The organism is Candidatus Paceibacterota bacterium (assembly GCA_035452965.1).
Classification (GTDB): Bacteria; Verrucomicrobiota; Verrucomicrobiia; order Limisphaerales; family UBA8199; genus UBA8199.
Genome location: DAOTCE010000032.1, coordinates 1 through 19,560, shown reverse-complemented (window position 1 = coordinate 19,560; position 19,560 = coordinate 1). Strand labels below are relative to the sequence as shown.

The following is a 19,560-nucleotide window of genomic DNA, read 5'->3' as shown; positions in this document are numbered from 1 at the left end:
GAAACGCCGCGAAGCGAGGGTGCCTCGGCCCAAGGTATTCCGGCGCCCGAGGGCGCGGGAGCACCGAATTACACGGTCACGCCCAAGCGCGCGCCGGACGGCACCCTGCAGGGCGATCTGCTGGAGGTCTCGATGGGACCGCAGCATCCCTCGACCCACGGCGTATTTCGCATGGACGTCGTCCTGGACGGGGAACGCGTGATGAAGCTCAAGCCCGTCTTCGGCTACCTGCACCGCAACCATGAGAAAATTGGCGAGAACACGACTTACCTCGGGTCCATGCCCTACACCGACCGTCTGGACTACTTCTGCTCGCTGACCAACAACTGGGCCTACGCGCTGACGGTGGAGAAGCTGGCTGGCCTCCAGCCGCCCGAGCGCGCGGAGTACATCCGCGTGATCACCGCCGAGCTGACGCGGCTCCAGAACCACGTCTCGCTTGTAGGCTTTCTACTCCAGGACATGGGCGCAATGGGCACGCCGCTGATGTACGCCTTCCGCGAACGCGAGAGGATTCTCGACCTGTTCGAGTCGCTCACCGGCGCCCGGATGATGTGCAATTACATGCGTTTCGGCGGCTGCCGTTGCGACCTACCGCCCGGCTGGCTCGAGCAGGCGCAGCAGGCAGTAAACGAATTCCCGCGCTTCCTGGACGAGTTTGAGGCGCTCCTGAGCGGGAATGAAATCCTCCTGGCGCGCACTCAGGGCGTCGGCGTGCTCCCGCGCGAGCTTGCTGTCAATGCCAGCATCACCGGCCCGATGCTCCGCGCCAGCGGCGTCAACTACGACATCCGCAAGGTGGACCAATACGGCATTTACGACCGGTTCAAATTCCGCGTGCCGCTCGGGGACCACGGCGACGTCTATGACCGCTACATGATTCGCATCCTGGAAATGCGCGAGTCGGTCGGGATCCTCCAGGCGGCGCTGCGCGATATCCCCGCCGGGCCAATCGTGGACCCGAAGGCAAAGTTGCGCGGCTTCCGGCCCAAGCCGGGCGAAGTCTATGGTCGCATCGAATCCCCGAAGGGCGAGCTGGGTTTCTATATCATCAGCAATGGCTCGCCCAACCCGTACCGCTATCGAGTGCGTCCCCCCAGCTTCATCAACCTGACCATCCTGGAGGATATCTGCCTCGGGCATCACGTCGCGGATGTAGTCATCATCCTTGGCAGCGTGGACATTGTCATGGGCGAGGTGGACCGGTGAGTGCTCCCTTGCTGGGCCAGGGAATCTTCAAAGGGCTGGCGGAGACGGCCAGAAACTTCTTCGGCAGCTACGTCAAGAAAGACCGGCTCATCACGGTGCAATATCCCGAGGAGCGCTTGCCTCAAACGGAAGCGGCTCGCAGCTTCCCTGTCCTCGTCTACGACGGCGACGACTGGCAAAAGGGCTTGCGCTGCGTGGCCTGCCTGATTTGCGAGAAGGAGTGTCCGCCACAGTGCATCTACATCGTCAAAGACACCGTCCGCAAACCCGATGCCGCCGGCAAGCTCCAGTTCCAACCGAGGGTCTTCGACATTGACATCTCGGTATGCATGAGCTGCCAGATCTGCGTCGAAGTCTGTCCGTTCGACGCCATCAAAATGGACGTCCAGTATGAGCTTAGCACTGGTGACCGGTTTGGCACGCTCCTGCTGCGGAAGCAGCAATTGGCCAAGCCAAACCAATACTACCACCAGATTCACCCCACCGAAGCCGCCGAGGTGGATGCCCACCTGAGCGCGGACAAGGCCAAAGCCAAGGCCGCCCCCACTCCCAAGCCCGCTTAAGGCGGTTGGAGCCCGGTTAGGCGGGGGATAGCTGTAACTGATTTCAGGTGATGCTCGTGCGGCAAGACCAAGTGTGCCAAAATGGCTCACCTGGGCGTCAAAAAAGGGTTGAGTCCGACTTGACCTCGTCGGAAGTCTCGAAACCCTGGGAGGGTGGGCACCCAGTACATGCCCTACCCAGCCACTCTAATCCAACCAGATGACCGTCCCTTGGTCAGGTGCTGGCCGTCTCCTGGCCGTCTAGTAGCCGTTTAGTGACCGTTCCTCGGTAGATCTCCTGAAGAGCGGAGGCGTGCCAGGCAACGAGAGCCTGTTGCGTCCTCTTCCTGAAGTTCCCCCAGCCAATGAAAAGTGCCAAAAGACCTCAATCCTGATCAAGTTGCGGTACCAACTTACCGGGCTGAAGAAGCGCTGGGGCGTGCATAGGACTTCTCACCCTGCCTGGGCTTGGAATCTTGGAATTCAGGCTGATGAAAAGTCTTGTATTCCAGGCGGTGCGCACTAGCCTGTGTGGAGAACATACAAACACGGACTGCAAATGAGACGCGTCGTTACTCTCCTGCATCTTGTCGCGCTCGCTTGGTTGGCCGTTAACACTGCTTCGGCGGATACGCTGCTTTCGAACTTCCAGCAGCCCAATAGCTACAGCGCGAGCATAGGAAGCGGGTCTCCAAGTGGTCGATTCGCAGCGCAGTTCTTCCCTGGGAGTCTCACGCCGGTGTGGAACGTCACCGCCTTCACACTGTCGTTCGGAGGTCCTGTTCTCTGGGAGGAACAATACCGAGGTCCAATCCTGTATAGCGCTTACGTTTTTAATGGCGCTAATAACACGCCAACCACAGAGCTCGCCTCTTTGGGCTCGTTCAATTTTGATGACCTGACCACCAGCATTCTGGAGGTCACTTTCAACCCTGCTGCCCGGCTCTTGCTTAACGCAAACTCCGAATACTGGCTCGTAGTAGGCGCGGTCAGCGCTCACTCCAATGGTATTCTGGAAGGAACCGCTGGTCGCCGAAACGATATCGTCGGGAGCGGTTGGCAATATGGAAGATGTGGTTCTCTGTTCAATTCAGGATCATTCTTGCCCGCCTTCGGCAATGCAACGCCCTTCCTGGAGATTCAGGCAACCGTTCCCGAGCCATCGATATTTGCACTGGCGGGTGTCGCCATGGCAACGCTCTACCGGCGTTCCAAGCGCCGGTAGTATCTGGCACTGAGCTGGAGTGCGCCCGAGCCACATCCTTCAATCGGATCGGCGGGAGGCGACTCCCGTGGCCCGTTCGGCGCACGTGGAATGAAACCGCTTTGGCCTGTTCTGTTGACTCTGCTGCTGGCCGTGGGATGTGGTTCCGTGAGAACCATCCCGCTCCAGCGCGGCCCGTGGAATCTGGCGGCGCTGCGGCAAGCGCCCGTGGTGGAATGGGGTGTGCGGACCGGGTTGGTCCAGGAGGTTTATTACCAGGGCGAACCCTATCGCGGGAAGCCGACCCGCGTCTTTGCGTACTTGGGTCGGCCCGCCTCGGCCCAAGGTCCCGTTCCCGCGATGGTCCTGGTCCACGGCGGGGGCGGCACGGCCTTCCGAGCCTGGGCCGAACATTGGGCAAAACGCGGCTTTGTGGCGCTGGCCATGGATACGGCGGGCTGCGGTCCCGACGGCCCCATGTCCGATGGCGGGCCTGACCAGAGCGATGCCACGAAGTTCCGCAACTACGCCGATGAAGACGCGCAGGACATGTGGACCTGCCACGCCGTGGGCGCGGTGATTCGGGGCGTGTCGTTGCTGACCGGGCTGCCGGAGGTGGATCATCGTCGAATCGGCATCACCGGCATAAGTTGGGGCGGCTACCTTACGTGCATCGTTGCGGGGCTGGATGACAGGCTCAAGGTGGCTGTGCCCGTGTATGGATGTGGATTCCTGGGGGACAACAGTGCCTGGAAGTCAAGCTGGCTGGCGAAGATGAGCAAGGACGCGCGCGAACGCTGGCTGCGCGACTTCGATCCATCGCAGTATCTCAGCGGAGTGAAGTGCCCCATCTTGTTTCTGAATGGCGCCAACGACTTTGCCTATCCGCTCGACTCCTATCGCGCTTCGTACCGGCTCGTGCCTGCCGGGCTTCGCCACGTCAGCGTCGTGCTCGACCTGCCGCATGGTCACATCTGGACCTTCAATGAGGTTGATGTATTCGTGGACAGCGTGTTGCGGGAAGGCGCACCCTTGCCGCGCTTGGGGCAGATAAAGACCAACGGCAACCGGGTGAGCGCAAAGGTAGACTTCACCTTGCCGTTCCGAAAGGCCGCGCTGCACTACACAGCCGACACGGGCGAATGGCAGAGGCGCCGCTGGCACTCGGTTCCAGCCGAAGCAAAGGGCGGCGCCATTACGGCTCAGTTGCCGGGGCAGCCGATGGCGGCGTGGTACCTGTCTGTCACCGATGCGCGCGGCGTGCGCGTGAGCACGGAGCACGACGAATTTCTCGGCACTGGCTCGCACCAAGAGGCGACGTCCAATTGAACACGGTCGTTGTCGGTGCGAGACATTGACCTGTGCTTCGAACCGTGATCGCGCGGGCAAATCCGCCGATTTCCATGCTGGGTAATCACTTGCGGAGCAGGCAAAGGCGCGCCATGCTTAGGCTCTGCCCAAGCTTGAGCGGGCCGGGCCGTACCAGTTACCGACGGGGCCTGAGAAGGTTGAAACGATGGACCAGATTTTTGTCACCTTGAAGCACTGGCTGGTAGGTTTAGCACCCGGCCAGTGCCAGCCCGTGCTTTCAGCCCTGCTTTCTGCCGCCTCGCTTATCCTTGGTTTTGCGACCCTCTCTGCGCTGACGACCCTCCTGGAGCGCAAGGGTCTCGGGCGCATGCAGAACCGCTATGGCCCGAATCGAGTCGGCCCTTGCGGCCTGCTCCAGCCCATCGCCGACGGGCTCAAAGCCCTCACGAAGGAGGATGTAGTCCCGCAGAGTGCGGACAAAGTCGTCCATTTCCTCGCGCCGATCGTCTTGGTGGTGCCGGTCTTGCTCGCTCTCGCGGTCGTGCCGATGGGGCGGAACATGACTGCCCTGGATGCCGACGCCGGGGTGTTGTTCTTCTTTGCCGTCGGCGCGGCGACGGAACTGTCGGTGTTCATGGCGGGCTGGTCGAGCCGCAACAAGTATTCCCTGCTCGGCGCTATGCGCGCCATCGCGCAGATGATCAGCTATGAAGTCCCGCTGATTCTCTCGGCCGTGACGGTTATCATGGCCGCCGGCTCGCTGTCCACTGTAGGCATCGTGGAGGCGCAGGCCGGATACTGGGGCCTCCTGCCGCGCTGGTATCTGCTGACACCGTGGGGATTCGCGGGCTTCGTTCTGTTCATGATCGCCGCGACAGCCGAATCGAACCGCTCGCCCTTCGATCTGCCCGAAGGTGAATCCGAGCTCGTCGCCGGCTATTACACGGAGTATTCGGGGTTCAAGTTTGCATTATTCTTCCTGGGCGAATACCTGGGCCTGTTTGCTGTCAGCGGCCTGGGCATCACGCTGTTCTTGGGTGGCTGGCAGGCTCCGCTGCCCGGCCTCGATTGCGTCCCGTCCTGGGTTTGGTTCTTCGCCAAGCTCCTTGGGCTCATTGCCGGCTTCATCTGGGTTCGCGGCACACTGCCGCGTCTGCGCATGGACCAGCTCATGGGCCTGGCTTGGAAGTTCATGCTGCCAATGGCAATGGCGAACATCCTGATCGCCGGGCTATGGCGTTTCATGTCCACCGGTGTCACCCGATGGAGCGTCTGCGCGCTGCTCGTATGTGTGGCCTGCCTTCTGCTGGGCGGGGCGATGGTCGAAAGGAAGCAACTGGCTAAGCGAACATACCGTTATGCCGAATGAAAGCTGAGCGTCATATGGCTTGCATGAGTTACATCAGTTTGGCGCTTCAGGGTTTCCTGCTTTGACTCAGTGGACTGGCTATTCGCCATCATCGCCGTGGTGACGCTGGGCAGCGCCATTGCTGCCATGAGCCTGCGCAAGCTGGTGCATTGCGCCCTGATGTTCATGGTGACGCTCGGGGGCCTGGCGGCACTCTACTTGAAGCTGGACGCCCAATTTGTGGGGTTTGCGCAAGTCCTGGTATATATCGGCGCAGTGGCGATCCTGATCGTGTTCGCCATCCTGTTGACGCGCGGGAGCGAGCCGCCCCGGCAGAGCATTCTCTCTGGGACTTGGGTGCTCGGCATTGGCACAGCGGTGGGTGTCTTCGGCGTTATGAGCGCGATGATCCTGTCAAGCCCTGCTGTGAGCCGTGAAGGCTCACCACCTGCCGCATCTACGGTCCGTCAAATCGGGGATCAACTCATGACGAGATATGTCTTGCCGCTGGAAGTCGTCGGTCTGCTGCTGACCGCCGCGCTGATTGGCGCGGTCATCATCGCCATGTGCGATAGGGAGGGCGAATGACACCGCTGGTGGGCTACCTGCTGCTGTCCGCCTTGCTATTCACCGTGGGCCTGGCGGGTGCGCTTACGCGGCGCAACGCCATCATCGTACTCATTGGCATCGAGTTGATGCTGAACGCGGCGAACCTCAACTTCATTGCTTTCTGGCGTTATGGCCCCAATCCGGCGGCATTGACCGGGGTGATGTTCGTGATCTTCTCAATTGGTGTCTCGGCCGCCGAATCGGCGGTAGGGCTGGCGCTGATCATCTTGATCCATCGGCACTACCGGACGACCAATCTGGACAAGTTTGACTCGATGAAGGGCTGAGATGGATTGGATTGTTCATAAGCTCTGGCTGATTCCGGTATTGCCCCTGCTGGCCGCGGGGCTAAGCGTGTTGCTCAAGCAACGGCAGCGCCGACTCTCGGCCTCTCTGGCGATTGGAGCGATGATTCTCGCTTTGGTTCTTTCTTGCCTTGCGCTGGCCAATGCAGTTCAACAGTCCGGCCGGGGTTTGCCTGTAAGGCTAGCCGTCAATTTCTTCTGGTTTGAGTTTGGAGATCCGCAGATGAGCGACACTGCCCTACGGCTCGGCTGGGTGCTGGACCCGCTTGGCGCGATCATGCTGGTGATGGTTTCCTTCGTAGGCTTGCTAATCTTCATTTACAGCCTTGGCTACATGGCGGGGGACGAAAATTTCACGCGCTTCTTCTGCTTCCTGTCTCTTTTTGCCGCCGGAATGCTTGGCCTGGTCATCGCCAACAGCCTGATGCTGCTGTTCATGTGCTGGGAACTGGTCGGGCTGACGTCCTACCTGCTGATCGGTTTTTGGTACCGCAAACCCAGTGCCGTAGCGGCGGCAAAGAAGGCATTCATCACGACGCGGGTCGGCGATCTCGCCCTTCTGCTAGGTATGGTGTGGCTTTACGCGGAAACCGGCACGCTGCTCTTCTACGACGGTGGTAAGGGCTGCCTCGAACAGACCGCGCATGCCGGGTTGGTCACCCAATCCACGATCCTCGGCATGACCGTTTCGACCGGCATTTCGCTCCTGATCTTCTGTGGCGCGGTTGGCAAGTCGGGTCAGGTGCCGCTGCACGTGTGGCTGCCGGACGCGATGGAGGGGCCGACACCTGTGAGTGCGCTTATCCACGCCGCGACGATGGTTGCCGCCGGGGTGTTTCTGGTCGCGAGGGTGTATCCGCTGATGGAGGCACATCCTGAAGGGGCGACATCCGCGCCGGGGGCGCTGCAGGTTGTCACTTGGGTGGGGGCGCTCACTGCTGTCTTCGCCGCCAGCATTGCCGTGGCGCAGACGGACATTAAACGCATCCTGGCATATTCCACGGTTTCCCAGTTAGGGTTCATGATGCTGGGGCTGGGCACGGGCGGCGCAGCCGTCGGGATGTTTCACCTTGTCACACACGCATTCTTCAAGGCACTGCTGTTCCTCGGCGCAGGCTCAGTAATCCACGGCTGCCACGACGAACAAGACATTCGTCGCATGGGTGGACTGCGCACAATCATGCCGGTGACCTTCGGCACCTACGCCGTCGGCATGCTGGCGCTAAGCGGCTTTCCACTTTTGTTCTCGGGGTTCTGGAGCAAGGACGGGGTTTTGCATTCGGCGCACATTTGGGGCGTGTCTCACTGGCCCTTCTACCTTGGCGTGGCTGGCGCGCTGCTGACCGCCTTCTACATGACCCGGCAGCTCTGCTACGTCTTCTTTGGTTCTTCCCGCGTCAACCGACGCGGGGGGGGGCATTTTGCGACTGCCAACGAAAGGATCAACAGATCAGGGTCTCTTCAGCCCGGCTGCGAAGTAGTGCACGAGAGTCCGCGGGTCATGACCATTCCGTTAATCATGTTGGCTGCGGGTTCAATTTTCCTGGGCTTTATTGGAACACCGGCTTGGCCATGGTTCCAAGGATTCCTGGCGGGCCAAAGCGTGACGGGCCAACCCGGAAGACTGTGTGATCCGGAAGTGCTGCGATTGATGGTGTTCTCAAGTGCCGGCGTCTTCATCGGCCTTGGTTTGGGATGGTGGCTGTATGGGCGGAAACCTGTCGCGACTACAAACGAACCGGACGCGCTGGAGCGACTTCAACCCGAGATCTTCGCCTTGCTGCGCAGGAAGTACTTCGTGGACGAAATTTATGAGGCTTCTGTGGTCCGTTTCAATGCCTGGGGAGCCAGGGCGTGCAACTGGTTGGATTACTGGCTGTGGAACGGTGCGGTGCAGATGATCGCGCTGCTGGTGGTTGGGCTCGCCTGGGTGAGCCGGGTCCTGGACGAATACGGCATCAATGCCGGCTTCGACGAAAGCTGCCGTCGTTTGACGAATGGCGGCGCACTTATGTCCCGCGTGCAATGCGGACAAGTTCAGAGGTATCTGCGCCTGATCGCGGTGGCGCTGACCGTGTTTGTGCTGTTTCTCATCTGGGGGTGCCGTCGGCCGTGAACGGGATTCCTCTTCTCACCTTGGTGACATTCGTGCCGCTCCTCGGGGGCTTCGTGGTCCTTGGTCTCGGGAAGGAGTGGAACCGGCTCGCTCGCTGGGTCGCGATGGGGTTCAGCCTCGGGGTGCTGTTGCTGGCCTTGATTCTCTGGCACCAATTCAACCCGGGCTCTGGCAACCTGCAATTTGAGGAGGGGCCATACCCATGGATTCCCATGCTCGGAGTGGATTATCGTGTTGGGGTGGATGGACTCGGGTTGCTGATGGTAATGCTCTCCGCCATCGCGGTACCAATGGCCATGCTGGCTTCGTGGCGAATCATGGAGCGCGCATCCCTTTATTTCGGTCTGGTACTGTTCCTGCAAGGCGGTCTGTTCGGCACCTTCACCGCGCTGAACTTCTTTCATTGGTTTATCTACTGGGAACTGAGCCTGATACCGGCGTTCTTCCTCATCAAGCTCTGGGGCGGGCCGAGGTGCGCCAAGGCCGCAACTCAGTTCCTCGTTTACACCATGGCCGGCAGCGTTGCCCTGCTGCTCGCATTCCTGGCAATCTTCCTGGCCACGGGCAAGTTTGACTTCATCGAGTTGGCCGACATGGGCCGGAACGGGGCTTTGACTTCGGCATTGTCGGACAAGCTCGGTTGGACGTGGCTGAACACCCTGTCACCGACACTAATCATCTTCACCGCGGCGTTCGTGGGTTTTGCGGTCAAGGTGCCGCTGATCCCGTTTCATACCTGGCTGCCCCCGGCGTATGCAGAAGCGCCGACTGGCACCACGATGCTCTTGACCGGGGTGATGTCCAAGATGGGCGTCTATGGCTTCTTGCGCATTCTGTTGCCGATCTTCCCCGAACAGATGCGCTGGGTTGTAACGCCGCTGCTGTGGCTAGCCGTGATTACGATTGTCTTCTCCGCCAGCGCGGCCTTTGTGCAGCGGGACCTCAAGCAGATGCTGGCGTACTCCTCGATCAATCACCTGGGTTACTGCCTGCTGGGCATATTTGCCGTTGCCAGGTTTACCGGCGTTGACACGGCGGCGGCTGCGGCAAAGACCTCCGCCCTAAACGGAGTGCTGCTGCAGATGTTCAATCATGGCCTGACCGCTGCGACCCTGTTCTGGTTCATTGGAATGCTTGAACAACGAAGCGGAGGCCTCCGGGGGGTGGACGACTTTGGTGGCTTGCGCCGAATTGCGCCTGTATTCTGCGGGTTGATGGGCATCGCTTCGTTTGCGTCCCTGGGGCTGCCAGGCCTGAACAACTTTATCGGCGAGTTTCTCATCTTTAAGGGGGCGTTCCCGCTGGTTACCTGGGCGACGTCTCTGTCGGCCGTCGGCCTGCTGCTCACAGCGATCTTTCTCCTGACACTGCTGGAGCGCGTGTTTTATGGCCCGCTGAATGCGCGGTGGTCAACAATGCCCGACCTGACACTGCGGGAGCGAATCGCCCTGGTTCCGGCCATCGCGTTGATGTTCGTGCTGGGCATCTACCCACAACTGATCCTTGGCGTGATTAACTGTACAGCGGTACAGATGGTGAAAGACCAGACCTTCTGACCATGCTCGCCTGGACGATTTACATCTCATTCCTTGGCGCCGCAGTGGTGTTGTTGCTGCCGAAAGGCCATGCGCGCGCGCCGCGCCATGTTGCGCTTCTGGTGGCGGTTCTTGGCTTTGTTGCCGCCGTTTCGGGCACCTTGGAAACCAAACCGGGGAACCTCCTTACTATTGCGCGGATTCCCTGGATCCCATCGCTCGGCATCGAGTTTCATCTTGCGGCGGATGGAATCAGCTTGACGCTGGTGTTGCTAACCGCCATTGCCGCGATTGCGGGAATCCTCTTCTCGTGGGACGTCGCGCACCGGGCGAAGGAGTTCTTCGCATTGTTCCTTCTGCTGATTGGGAGTGTCTATGGCGTGTTCCTGAGCTTCGATTTGTTTCTGCTCTTGGTCTTTTATGAGTTGGCCATTATTCCCAAGTACTTCCTTATTGCGGTATGGGGCTCGACGCGGAAGGAGTACGGCGCCATGAAGCTGGCACTGTATTCGTTCGGCGGTAGCGCGATGGTCCTCATCGGCGTGATTGCGGCTTACGCTGTCGCCGGGGCCAGGTCAATGAACATCCTCGAGCTGGCCAGGTTCCCGTTCCCACAGAGCTTCCAAATGTGGGCCTTTCCGGTGGTGTTCGTGGGGTTCGGCATTCTGGCCGGTCTCTGGCCGTTCCATACCTGGGCGCCAACAGGGCATGTTGCGGCGCCGACGGCAGGCTCCATGCTTCTGGCGGGAGTGGTGATGAAGCTGGGCGCGTATGGCTGCTTGCGCGTAGCCATTACGCTTTTCCCCTCCGGGCTGGACCCGTGGGATTTCACTGTCCTGGGATTGGACTCGTGGCGGGACGCCCTGAGCATTCTGGCGGTAATTGGCATCGTCTATGGGGCGCTGGTGGCGCTGGTGCAGCAGGATTTTAAGTTCGTCATTGGCTACTCTAGCGTGAGCCATATGGGGTTCGTGTTGCTGGGGTTGCTCACCCTAAACACAGTCGGTCTGAGCGGCGCGGTGCTGCAGATGTTCTCGCACGGAATCATCGCCGGATTGCTGTTCGCGGTCGTCGGGCGAATGGTCTATGACCGCACGCACACTCGTGACCTGCCGTCCTTGCAGGTAATGAGCCTGAACAAGGCAATACCCTTTGCGGCCGTGACATTCACCATCGCCAATATGGCTGCGATGGGCCTTCCGGGGTTCAGTGGTTTCGTAGCGGAACTGCAGGTGCTGATTGGAAGCTGGCGAGCGTTCCCTTCCTTGGCCGTCCTGACAGGGTTTGGCATTGTGGTCAGCGTAGCCTACAGCCTGCGCGTCCTGCAGAGCGCATTCTTCGGCGAACGTGCGAACTCCGCCACCAACGAAGTGTTGGAGGAACAACGACACTCGGAACTGGAACAGATTACCATTCCCGAGCGGATCGGGGCGATGCTCCTTATCGGAACGTCGCTGATCATCGGTTTGTGGCCAAGGTTGCTGTTGGATTTGATCGGACCGACCTTTGATTTGCCGCACTTTGATTGGCTGCGGAGGGGAGGCGTCTTATAAGCGCGGCTGGTTATCTTGAGTTGCTCGAACTGGCCGCGCCTGAAGCAGTACTTGTTTTCACAGGGCTCGTTGTTCTGGCGGTGGACCTGTTGGCCCTGCGTGGGGTCGAACTGCGCTTTCGCCTGTTCGTGGCCGCGATGATCGCTTTTGTCGGCTGCACGGCGGCAATGGGATGGATGCTTGTGCTGCCAGAGCAGGCGGCGACCTTCAACGGCATGTGGGAGGTGAGCCCGGCGACCCAGTTCATCAAGGTCGCATTGCTCGCGCTGACAATCTTCACCGTCCTCCTGTCGGTGGATACCGACTTCACTCCGCATGTGGGGGAGTACTTCGCACTGATCCTGCTGGCGGCGGTTGGGATGATGTTCCTGGTCAGTTCGGTGGATATCCTGATGATCTTCGTCTCACTGGAACTTACGAGTCTCTGTCTCTACATCCTGACGGCCTTCAGCAAGCGCAAGCCCCAGTCCGCGGAAGCAGCCTTGAAGTATTTCCTGTTTGGCAGCATGTCGGCTGCATTCACGTTGTTTGGGTTGAGCATGCTCTATGGGCTATCTAACGCGACTAACCTCGGCCAGATTGCGCAGGCGGTCGAAGGTCCGAGTCTTGACCCTCTGCTGGTGGTTGCGATCGTGATGACCGTAATTGGCTTAGGCTTCAAGGTCGCTGCCGTTCCGTTCCATCTCTGGGCTCCGGACACATACCAGGGGGCGCCGGCGCCAAGCGCCGCGTTCATCGCTTCCGGCTCCAAGGTTGCGGGCTTCTTCATCTTCGCCCGGGTGATGATGCTCGGTTTCAAGGGTGCCGAAGGCAGTGCCGCATGGCAGGCATATCTGCCGGGTTGGGTGCCGGTACTGGCGGTCCTGGCGGCGGCTTCGATGTTCCTCGGCAACCTTGCGGCGATTGTCCAGTCCAGCGTGCGCCGGTTGCTGGCCTATTCGGCAATCGCCCATTCGGGGTATATGTTTCTGGGCATTTTGCCGCATGGGCAACAAGGCATGGTTGCGCTGGTTTACTATGTCATCACCTACGGTCTGGCGACTTTGGGGGCGTTTGGGGTGCTCAGCATTGTGGAGCGGCAGACTGGGGGAGACCGCTTGTCGGATTTTGCCGGCTTCGGTCGCCGGGCGCCAGCGGTCTCGATGTGTATGGCGATCTTCTTACTGTCCCTTGCCGGGGTTCCGCCCCTGGCAGGGTTCATGGGGAAGTTTCTTGTCTTCGCTTCGGCCTTGAACGAAGCTCGGGGTGGCTTGGGCCTGCTCTGGCTGGTGGCAGTCGCGCTCCTTCTCACCGCGGTGTCCTTTTATTACTACCTCAAGGTCCTCAAGCAGATTTTCATCGTCAAAGCGGAAGGGGAGACAGGGACCACGCCAACGCCGGTCGTGAGCCAGGTTGTCATCATCCTGCTAGCGCTGTTGGTGGTGGTGCTGGGATGCGCTCCAAATCTTCTCATTGGCCCGCTGCTCAGCGCGATCCAAAGCGCCGGGGCTTAGCCCTTTAGCCTTGCGGAACGACCGGTGGGTCGCCTACACTCCAGCCGCTGCTATGGCAACGATTGGCCGATTCCAAAAGGGCGATGAAATCTTCTACGCGAAGGTTGTTGATGGTGAGATTTACCGTGTACGCGGTGATGTTTTCGGTTCTCCTTCCTTTGAGAGGAAACCAACGCCGCTCAAAGGAGTGCGAACGCTGACGCCGGTGGCTCCTTCGAAGGTTATTGCGGTCGGCCTGAACTACGCGGACCACGCTCGCGAGCAAAACAAGGCCCTGCCCCGGGAACCGCTGATTTGGTTCAAAGCGCCGACGTCGGTGCTGCCGGACGGCGGCAAGATCGAGATTCCGTTTCCCAACCACCGGACCGACTACGAAGCAGAACTGTGCGTTGTCATTGGCCGGCGCGTGCGGAACGTGACGGCAGCGGCGGCGGCCCGCTACATCTTCGGCTACACGGCGGCCCAGGATATCAGTGACCGCACGATCCAGAACAGCGAGACGCAATACGCCCGCGCTAAATCCTTCGATACTTTCACACCATTGGGGCCATACGTGGAAACGACTGCCGATCCGCGGGATTTGACCATCCAGCTTTTCCAGAACGGCCAGTTGCGCCAGAACTCGGCCACGAGCCAGCTCATCTTCAATTGTCACCAGTTAGTGAGTTTCATTTCCACCAACCTGACCCTGCTGCCGGGCGACATCATTCTCACCGGCACGCCCAGCGGGGTGGGGCCGATTGTGTCCGGCGACCGCCTCGAAGTGCGCCTGCAGGGGTTCACCCCGCTGGTGAACACGGTGAGGTGAGTTCTTGCTCGCCAACTCCTCTTCGGCTCTTCACAATTCGCCGCTCGTATGCGTTGGACCCAAACACTCATCCCAACCCTTAAAGAGACGCCGGCGGACGCCGAGATTGTCTCGCACAAACTATTGCTCCGCGCCGGGCTGATCCGCAAGCTCACCGGCGGGCTTTATACCTTCATGCCGCTCGGGCTGCGTGCGCTGCGCAAGGTAGAGCAGATCGTGCGCGAGGAGATGGATCGCGCCGGCGCGCTTGAGTTGCTCATGCCCGCCCTCCAGCCGCCTGACATATGGCAGCAAAGCGGCCGTTACGAGACGGCGCAGGACGTTCTTTTCAAGGTGCGCGACCGGGCCAAGAAGGAATGGGTGCTGGGACCGACGCACGAGGAGGTCGTTACCACGCTGGTGGCCGGGGAGATCAACTCCTATCGGCAGATGCCGAAGAACTTCTACCAGATTCAGACCAAGTTTCGGGACGAAATCCGCCCGCGCTTCGGCCTGATGCGGGCCAAGGAGTTCATCATGAAGGACGCCTACAGCTTCGACGCCACTGACGAAGCCGCACAGGCGAGCTACCACAGGATGTACGACGCCTACGCGCGGATTTTCCGGCGTTGCGGCCTCAAGACCATCGCCGTCGAGGCGGACACGGGCGTTATGGGGGGCAAGTTCTCGCACGAGTTCATGGTGCCGGCGGAGACGGGGGAGAACGAGGTGGTGTTCTGCGAAGCTTGCGGCTACGCGGCGAACATTGAGAAGGCGACGAGCGCGGTGGCCAAGTCCGACATCCGTAGTCCAAAGGCCGAAGTGGAGAAGTTTCCTACGCCGGGTGTCGTGACCATCGAGGCGCTGAGCAAGGCGCCTTACAGTGTGCCCGCGGAGCAGCAGATCAAGACGCTGGTTTACCTTGCCGACAGCAAGCCGGTCCTCATTCTGCTGCGGGGGGACGACAAACTGAACGAAGCAAAGCTGGTCGGCGCGCTGGGCACGGGGAACTTCCGGCCGGCGGAATCGGAGGAGATCTTCGCGGCGCTGGGCGCGCATCCGGGCAGCCTGGGCGCCGCTGGCGTCACTAAGCTGCCGGTTTATGCCGATGAACGTCTGCGGGACGCTGCCGAGATGACCACGGGTGCCAACGCGGACGGCTTCCACCTGCGTCATGTCGCCATCGGGCGCGATATTCAGGTCGCGCACTGGACGGAGTTGCGGCTGGTGCAGGCGGGGGAGGCCTGCGCCAAATGTTCCGACAAGTCGGGACTCAAGGTGCAGCGCGCCATCGAAGTCGGCCACGTCTTTAAGCTCGGCACCAAATACAGCCAGGCCCTCAATGCGCTGTTCCTGGACGAGACCGGCAAGCAGCAGCCGGCGATCATGGGCTGTTACGGCATCGGCGTCACCCGCACCTTGCAGGCGGTGATCGAGCAGAGCCACGACGATTACGGCATCGTCTGGCCCGTCAGCGTCGCACCGTACAGCGTCTGCATCACGCCGTTGAATGTCGCGCCCGAGGGCGCCGTGATGCGGCTCGCAGAGAAGATCTACGCCGAGCTGACCGCGCGCGGCGTGGACGTGATTCTCGACGACCGGAATGATCGGCCCGGGGTGAAATTCAAGGACTCGGAGCTGGTGGGCTTTCCGATCCGCGTGGGCATCGGCGAGAAATCGCTGGCCAAGGGCGAGGTGGAGATCAAGCCACGCGCGGGCGAAATGATGCCCGTGAAGGACGTGGAGGCGGTCGAGAAAGTCCTCTCGCTAATCGCCGCATCCGCCGGATAACGCGGGCGGCCTTCCCTGTCGACAGCACTGGCGGCACTCCGGAACGCCATTCCTGGTCTCCCATATCGTATATTGTGGGGGAAAACCAGCTTTCCTGCTTCAGAAATGGCAAGTCTTGACAGTTTCCGGCCGCTTTAGCCCAGAGCCCAGCCAGGGAGGATGTCGGCGTCGAGGCTGGCTGGCTCGGGACGGAGGGTTAGTTTTTGCTCGGCGAGGATGCCGATCATGGCCGCGTTGTCGGTGCAGAGGGAGCTTTCGGCGAGATGGAGGGTGAGGCATTCCCGTTGGCAAGCAGCCGTGAGCCGCTGGCGCAGGGCGCGGTTGCAGGTGACGCCACCGGAAGCCGTCACACAGCGGACGCGAAGCCGGCGGGCGGCGCGGAGGGTTTTGGTCACGAGCACGTCCACGATGGCCGCTTGAACGCTGGCGCACAGGTCCCGCAAGCGTTGCGGGTCGTCGAGCAGGCGGGGGTGGTCGCGCAGGAAGTAGCGGACGGAGGTCTTCAAGCCGCTGAAACTAAAGTCATCATTGGGCTCGTCAATCATCGGGCGTGGAAAGTCGAATGCCTTGGAATTACCGCCTTCGGAGAGGCGATCAATCTCGGGACCGGCCGGGTAAGGCAGGCCGATGAGCTTGCCGGTCTTGTCGAAGCATTCACCGGCGGCGTCGTCCACAGTGGAGCCGAGCAGAACATGGTCGAGTTCGGCGCGCAGATGGACCAGGAGGGTGTGGCCCCCGCTGACGATGAGTGACACGCTGGGCTCGAAGCTGGAGAAGTCGGCGACTGGCGGCCGGCCTTTGACCCAGGCCGAATAGAGGTGGGCTTCGTGGTGATTGATGCCGAGAAATGGGCGGCGCAGAACAAAGGCAACGGCCTGTGCGGCTCTGAGGCCGACCATCAGTGCGCTGGGCAGTCCGGGACCACGGGTGGCGGCCACGGCTTCGATTTGGTCAGCGGCGATGGCGGCCTCCTGGAGGGCCATCCGGGTGACGGGCATGAGGTTGCGCAGATGCTCGCGGGCCGCCAGTTCCGGCACAACGCCGCCGTATTCCGCGTGCAGTTGAACCTGCGACGAGACGACATTCGACAATACGCGGCCACGATGCACGACCGCCGCGCTGGTCTCGTCGCAGGATGTTTCAACCGCCAGGAGAGGCATGGCCGCAGGGGCTGCGAAGGTGGCGGTTGGCTATTTCGCGGCCATTTTCCCGCCTTTGGCGACTCGCTTGTCGAGGGCAGGGGCGCGCTGGGTGAAAAGGGTGATGCCCTTGAGCAGGTCCATGGCGCGATCCAGTTGTGGATCGTGTGAATTCAATACTCGTTCGCGCTCCTTCTCGTCCAGGCTTTGAATACCCCCCGGGGCATGCTTCATTAGCACATCGCGCTCCTGTTCTTCTGTCAGCGGCACGGTAATGTCCGGCGTGATGCCTTCTTCGTGGATGACCTTGTGGCTCGGTGTGTAGTACTTGGCGGTGGTGAGCCGCAACGCCGGCACGCCATCCGGCATCTCTGCGAGGGGAATGATGCTCTGCACGGAACCTTTGCCGAAGGTCTTCTCACCAAGGATGATCGCGCGCTTGGAATCCTGCAGGCAGCCGGCGACGATCTCGGACGCGCTGGCGCTGCCAAGATTGACCAACACGACCATGGGCAGGTTGTTTAGCGTGTCACCCCGGCCCATGGCTTTGCGCACCGAGTTTTGCGCGGGGTTCCGGCCTTCGGTGGTGACCACGAGGCTTCCGCGGGGCAGAAACTTCTCGCACACATCCACGGCCTGCTCGAGCAAACCGCCCGGGTTCCAACGCAGATCCAGCACCAGCGCCTGCAAGTTCTGGGCTTTGAGCCTTTTCAGCGCCGCTTCCAGGTCGGCGTTGGTCTTCTCGCCGAACTGTACCAGGCGGATGTAGCCGATCTTGTTTTCGCCCAGCGGAAACTCCTTTTTGCCGTTGATGTCCTTGACCATGTCAATGTTGATGACGGCGCGGGTGAGGTTGTAGTCTTTTAAATTGCCGGAGGAGGGGCGTAGGACGGAGATTTTGACTTCGGTGCCCGGCTCCCCGCGCAGGTACTTCACCGCGTCCTGCAGGCTCATCTTCTCGGTGCTCTTGCCGTCAATCTTGATGATGCGGTCGCCGGACAGGATTCCGGCGCGGAAGCCCGGACTGTCCTCCATGGGCGTGATTACGGTGATGAAATTGTCCTTCATGGCGATCACGATGCCGAGCCCTCCAAACGCGCCCTGCGTGTCATTCTGGAGTTCCTTGTAATTGTCCGGCTCCATGAATTCGCTGTGCGGATCAAGCGTGCCCAGCATGCCTTTGAGCGAGGCATAGACAAGGTCCTGGTAAGTCAGCTTGTGGCCGTCCACATAGTCCTTGCGGACCTTTGCCATGGCGTAGGAGAAAAGCTCAAGGCTGGGATAGGCCGAGTCCTTTTCAGCCGCCTGGGCGGAGTTCAAATAGATGCGCGCGCCGACCAGCAAGTTCACCGCGAGCGCGCTCACTACCACCCCGTAAATAAACCGTCGTTTCATAATGCGCGAAGATTCGTTCTGGGAGACGATAATGGGGGGTAAGGTGGTTTGCAAGGGCCGCTGGACTGGCGGAGTTCGGCGCGGCGGAGTTCTACTTCCAGGTGCTCGGGACGCCTTCCTCGCGCCGCATACCGAGCAGCAGGGCTTCGACGCAGTAAAGGTCCTCGGGACGGGTGACCTTGGGGTTGGGTTGGGTGCTGGGCACGAGTTGAACCGGTTGACCGATAAGTTCGCAGGCTGCGGTGTCGTCGGTGACCAGCAAATTGCGCCGGCGCACCTCCGACAACGCCCGGCGAATGATCTCGACGCGGAAGGTCTGGGGAGTTTGAACGGCCCAAAGCCGCGAACGGTCGAGGGTCCGCTCGATGACCTTGCCATCGCCCGACTCCTTGATGGTGTCAACGACCCGCTGGGCTGCGACGGCAGCGCCGATTTGCCGGGCGGCAGCGATAGTGGCGTTGATCAATGCCTGGGAAGTGCAGGGGCGCGCCGCGTCCTGAATGGCCACAATTTCGGCCTGCGGAGAGAGCGCCGCAAGCCCGTTCCATACCGAGTCTTGTCGTTCCCTTCCGCCGACGACCAAACTATACGGCTTGCGGAACCGCTGCTTCTGAGCCAGTTCGGCAAAGGAAGGCTGCGCGCCGTCGCGGACGACCATTAGAATCTCATCAATGGACTCCGTTTGGTCAAAGCGCCTCCAAGTGTGAGCCACGATTGGGCAACCGTCCAATTCGAGGAGCAGCTTGTCCACCCCGGCGCCCATACGGGTGCCTTGGCCGGCGGCGACGATGATGGCGGAGATCATGATTCTGCCAAAGGATGCGGCTTTCCCCGGGAGGTTTCAAGTGTGTCGTTGTTCCGGCGACCCGGAAATGGCTGATCTGCGGGTAGCTGGATGATAGCTTGCCAATACGGTTCGGCTACGGTGTGGTTCCCATGGGGGCCGACCCCCATGGGAACCACACCGTAGCACCACCATGCAGACACCGTATCGCCAAGCCAAAGGTGGTGGGGTCAAGGGAAGCTTTGGAGGGCAGGTGGGCAGTATAACTGTCCAAAATATGGACAGTGAGCGAGTTTGTGGCTGGGAGGGGCCGTCCTTCTTGGGCAATGGGCTTGATTCTGTATCATGCAGTGGTTCAGGGGTGGGGCAATAAGCAATGTCACCCATCCCTTCCCCCCATTTTTTGGACACCGTGTACTTGCGTCCGCTTCACGTTAGT

16 protein-coding genes are annotated in these 19,560 nt (G+C 60.7%); 13 read left to right on the top strand and 3 right to left on the bottom strand.

The genetic code is table 11. The features are described from left to right. The first annotated feature begins 132 nt into the window (after positions 1 to 132). The 13 genes from P5205_18260 to P5205_18200 all read left to right on the top strand — a co-directional run bounded on the left by P5205_18260 (position 133) and on the right by P5205_18200 (position 15,803). Positions 133 to 1,209 (top strand): NADH-quinone oxidoreductase subunit D, encoded by a 1,077-nt coding sequence (locus P5205_18260; protein HSA12306.1) that lies wholly within the window; start codon positions 133 to 135, stop codon positions 1,207 to 1,209. Further along, entirely contained in the window at positions 1,206 to 1,772 is a 567-nt protein-coding gene (locus P5205_18255) for a 4Fe-4S dicluster domain-containing protein (protein ID HSA12305.1), read from the top strand. Before P5205_18260 ends, P5205_18255 begins: the two co-directional genes overlap by 4 nt. 538 nt (positions 1,773 to 2,310) lie before the next feature. Continuing rightward, entirely contained in the window at positions 2,311 to 2,976 is a 666-nt protein-coding gene (locus P5205_18250; GenBank protein ID HSA12304.1) for a choice-of-anchor R domain-containing protein, read from the top strand. Positions 2,977 to 3,123: 147 nt separating this feature from the next. Beyond that, positions 3,124 to 4,284 carry an acetylxylan esterase gene (locus tag P5205_18245; GenBank protein HSA12303.1) on the top strand — a complete coding sequence of 387 codons (1,161 nt, stop codon included), beginning with the start codon at positions 3,124 to 3,126 and terminating at the stop codon, positions 4,282 to 4,284. A 187-nt stretch (positions 4,285 to 4,471) separates the two neighbouring features. After that, positions 4,472 to 5,635 carry an NADH-quinone oxidoreductase subunit NuoH gene (nuoH, locus tag P5205_18240; GenBank protein ID HSA12302.1) on the top strand — a complete coding sequence of 388 codons (1,164 nt, stop codon included), beginning with the start codon at positions 4,472 to 4,474 and terminating at the stop codon, positions 5,633 to 5,635. A gap of 69 nt (positions 5,636 to 5,704) precedes the next feature. Next, positions 5,705 to 6,202, top strand: coding sequence for an NADH-quinone oxidoreductase subunit J (locus tag P5205_18235; protein HSA12301.1), 498 nt, complete (start codon positions 5,705 to 5,707; stop codon positions 6,200 to 6,202). Then, positions 6,199 to 6,510: an NADH-quinone oxidoreductase subunit NuoK gene (gene nuoK, locus P5205_18230; GenBank protein ID HSA12300.1), complete on the top strand. Its 312-nt coding sequence runs from the start codon at positions 6,199 to 6,201 to the stop codon at positions 6,508 to 6,510. The genes P5205_18235 and nuoK overlap by 4 nt, the downstream gene beginning before the upstream one ends. A gap of 1 nt (position 6,511) precedes the next feature. Continuing rightward, a complete protein-coding gene (nuoL, locus tag P5205_18225) occupies positions 6,512 to 8,644 on the top strand; it encodes an NADH-quinone oxidoreductase subunit L (protein HSA12299.1) in 2,133 nt (710 codons plus the stop codon). Then, on the top strand, positions 8,641 to 10,200 hold the full coding sequence (locus P5205_18220; protein HSA12298.1) for an NADH-quinone oxidoreductase subunit M: 1,560 nt from the start codon (positions 8,641 to 8,643) through the stop codon (positions 10,198 to 10,200). The genes nuoL and P5205_18220 overlap by 4 nt, the downstream gene beginning before the upstream one ends. Positions 10,201 to 10,202: 2 nt before the next feature. Then, positions 10,203 to 11,732 carry an NADH-quinone oxidoreductase subunit M gene (locus P5205_18215; GenBank protein ID HSA12297.1) on the top strand — a complete coding sequence of 510 codons (1,530 nt, stop codon included), beginning with the start codon at positions 10,203 to 10,205 and terminating at the stop codon, positions 11,730 to 11,732. Between the two features lie 20 nt (positions 11,733 to 11,752). Next, on the top strand, positions 11,753 to 13,225 hold the full coding sequence (locus tag P5205_18210) for an NADH-quinone oxidoreductase subunit N (protein HSA12296.1): 1,473 nt from the start codon (positions 11,753 to 11,755) through the stop codon (positions 13,223 to 13,225). A 52-nt stretch (positions 13,226 to 13,277) separates the two neighbouring features. Continuing rightward, the gene (locus P5205_18205) at positions 13,278 to 14,033 is read left to right on the top strand and encodes a fumarylacetoacetate hydrolase family protein (protein HSA12295.1); all 756 of its coding nucleotides are present in this window, start codon (positions 13,278 to 13,280) and stop codon (positions 14,031 to 14,033) included. Positions 14,034 to 14,081: 48 nt separating this feature from the next. Further along, positions 14,082 to 15,803: a proline--tRNA ligase gene (locus P5205_18200; GenBank protein ID HSA12294.1), complete on the top strand. Its 1,722-nt coding sequence runs from the start codon at positions 14,082 to 14,084 to the stop codon at positions 15,801 to 15,803. 134 nt (positions 15,804 to 15,937) lie between these two features. Here the strand turns inward: P5205_18200 and tsaD are convergent, their stop codons facing one another. From tsaD to ispD, 3 genes are all read right to left on the bottom strand, one after another. Beyond that, a complete protein-coding gene (tsaD, locus tag P5205_18195; GenBank protein HSA12293.1) occupies positions 15,938 to 16,963 on the bottom strand; it encodes a tRNA (adenosine(37)-N6)-threonylcarbamoyltransferase complex transferase subunit TsaD in 1,026 nt (341 codons plus the stop codon). Between the two features lie 30 nt (positions 16,964 to 16,993). Then, positions 16,994 to 18,337, bottom strand: a complete 1,344-nt coding sequence (locus P5205_18190) for a S41 family peptidase (GenBank protein ID HSA12292.1) — start codon at positions 18,335 to 18,337, stop codon at positions 16,994 to 16,996. Between the two features lie 91 nt (positions 18,338 to 18,428). Beyond that, positions 18,429 to 19,142 carry a 2-C-methyl-D-erythritol 4-phosphate cytidylyltransferase gene (gene ispD, locus P5205_18185; GenBank protein ID HSA12291.1) on the bottom strand — a complete coding sequence of 238 codons (714 nt, stop codon included), beginning with the start codon at positions 19,140 to 19,142 and terminating at the stop codon, positions 18,429 to 18,431. Between the last annotated feature and the right edge of the window lie 418 nt (positions 19,143 to 19,560).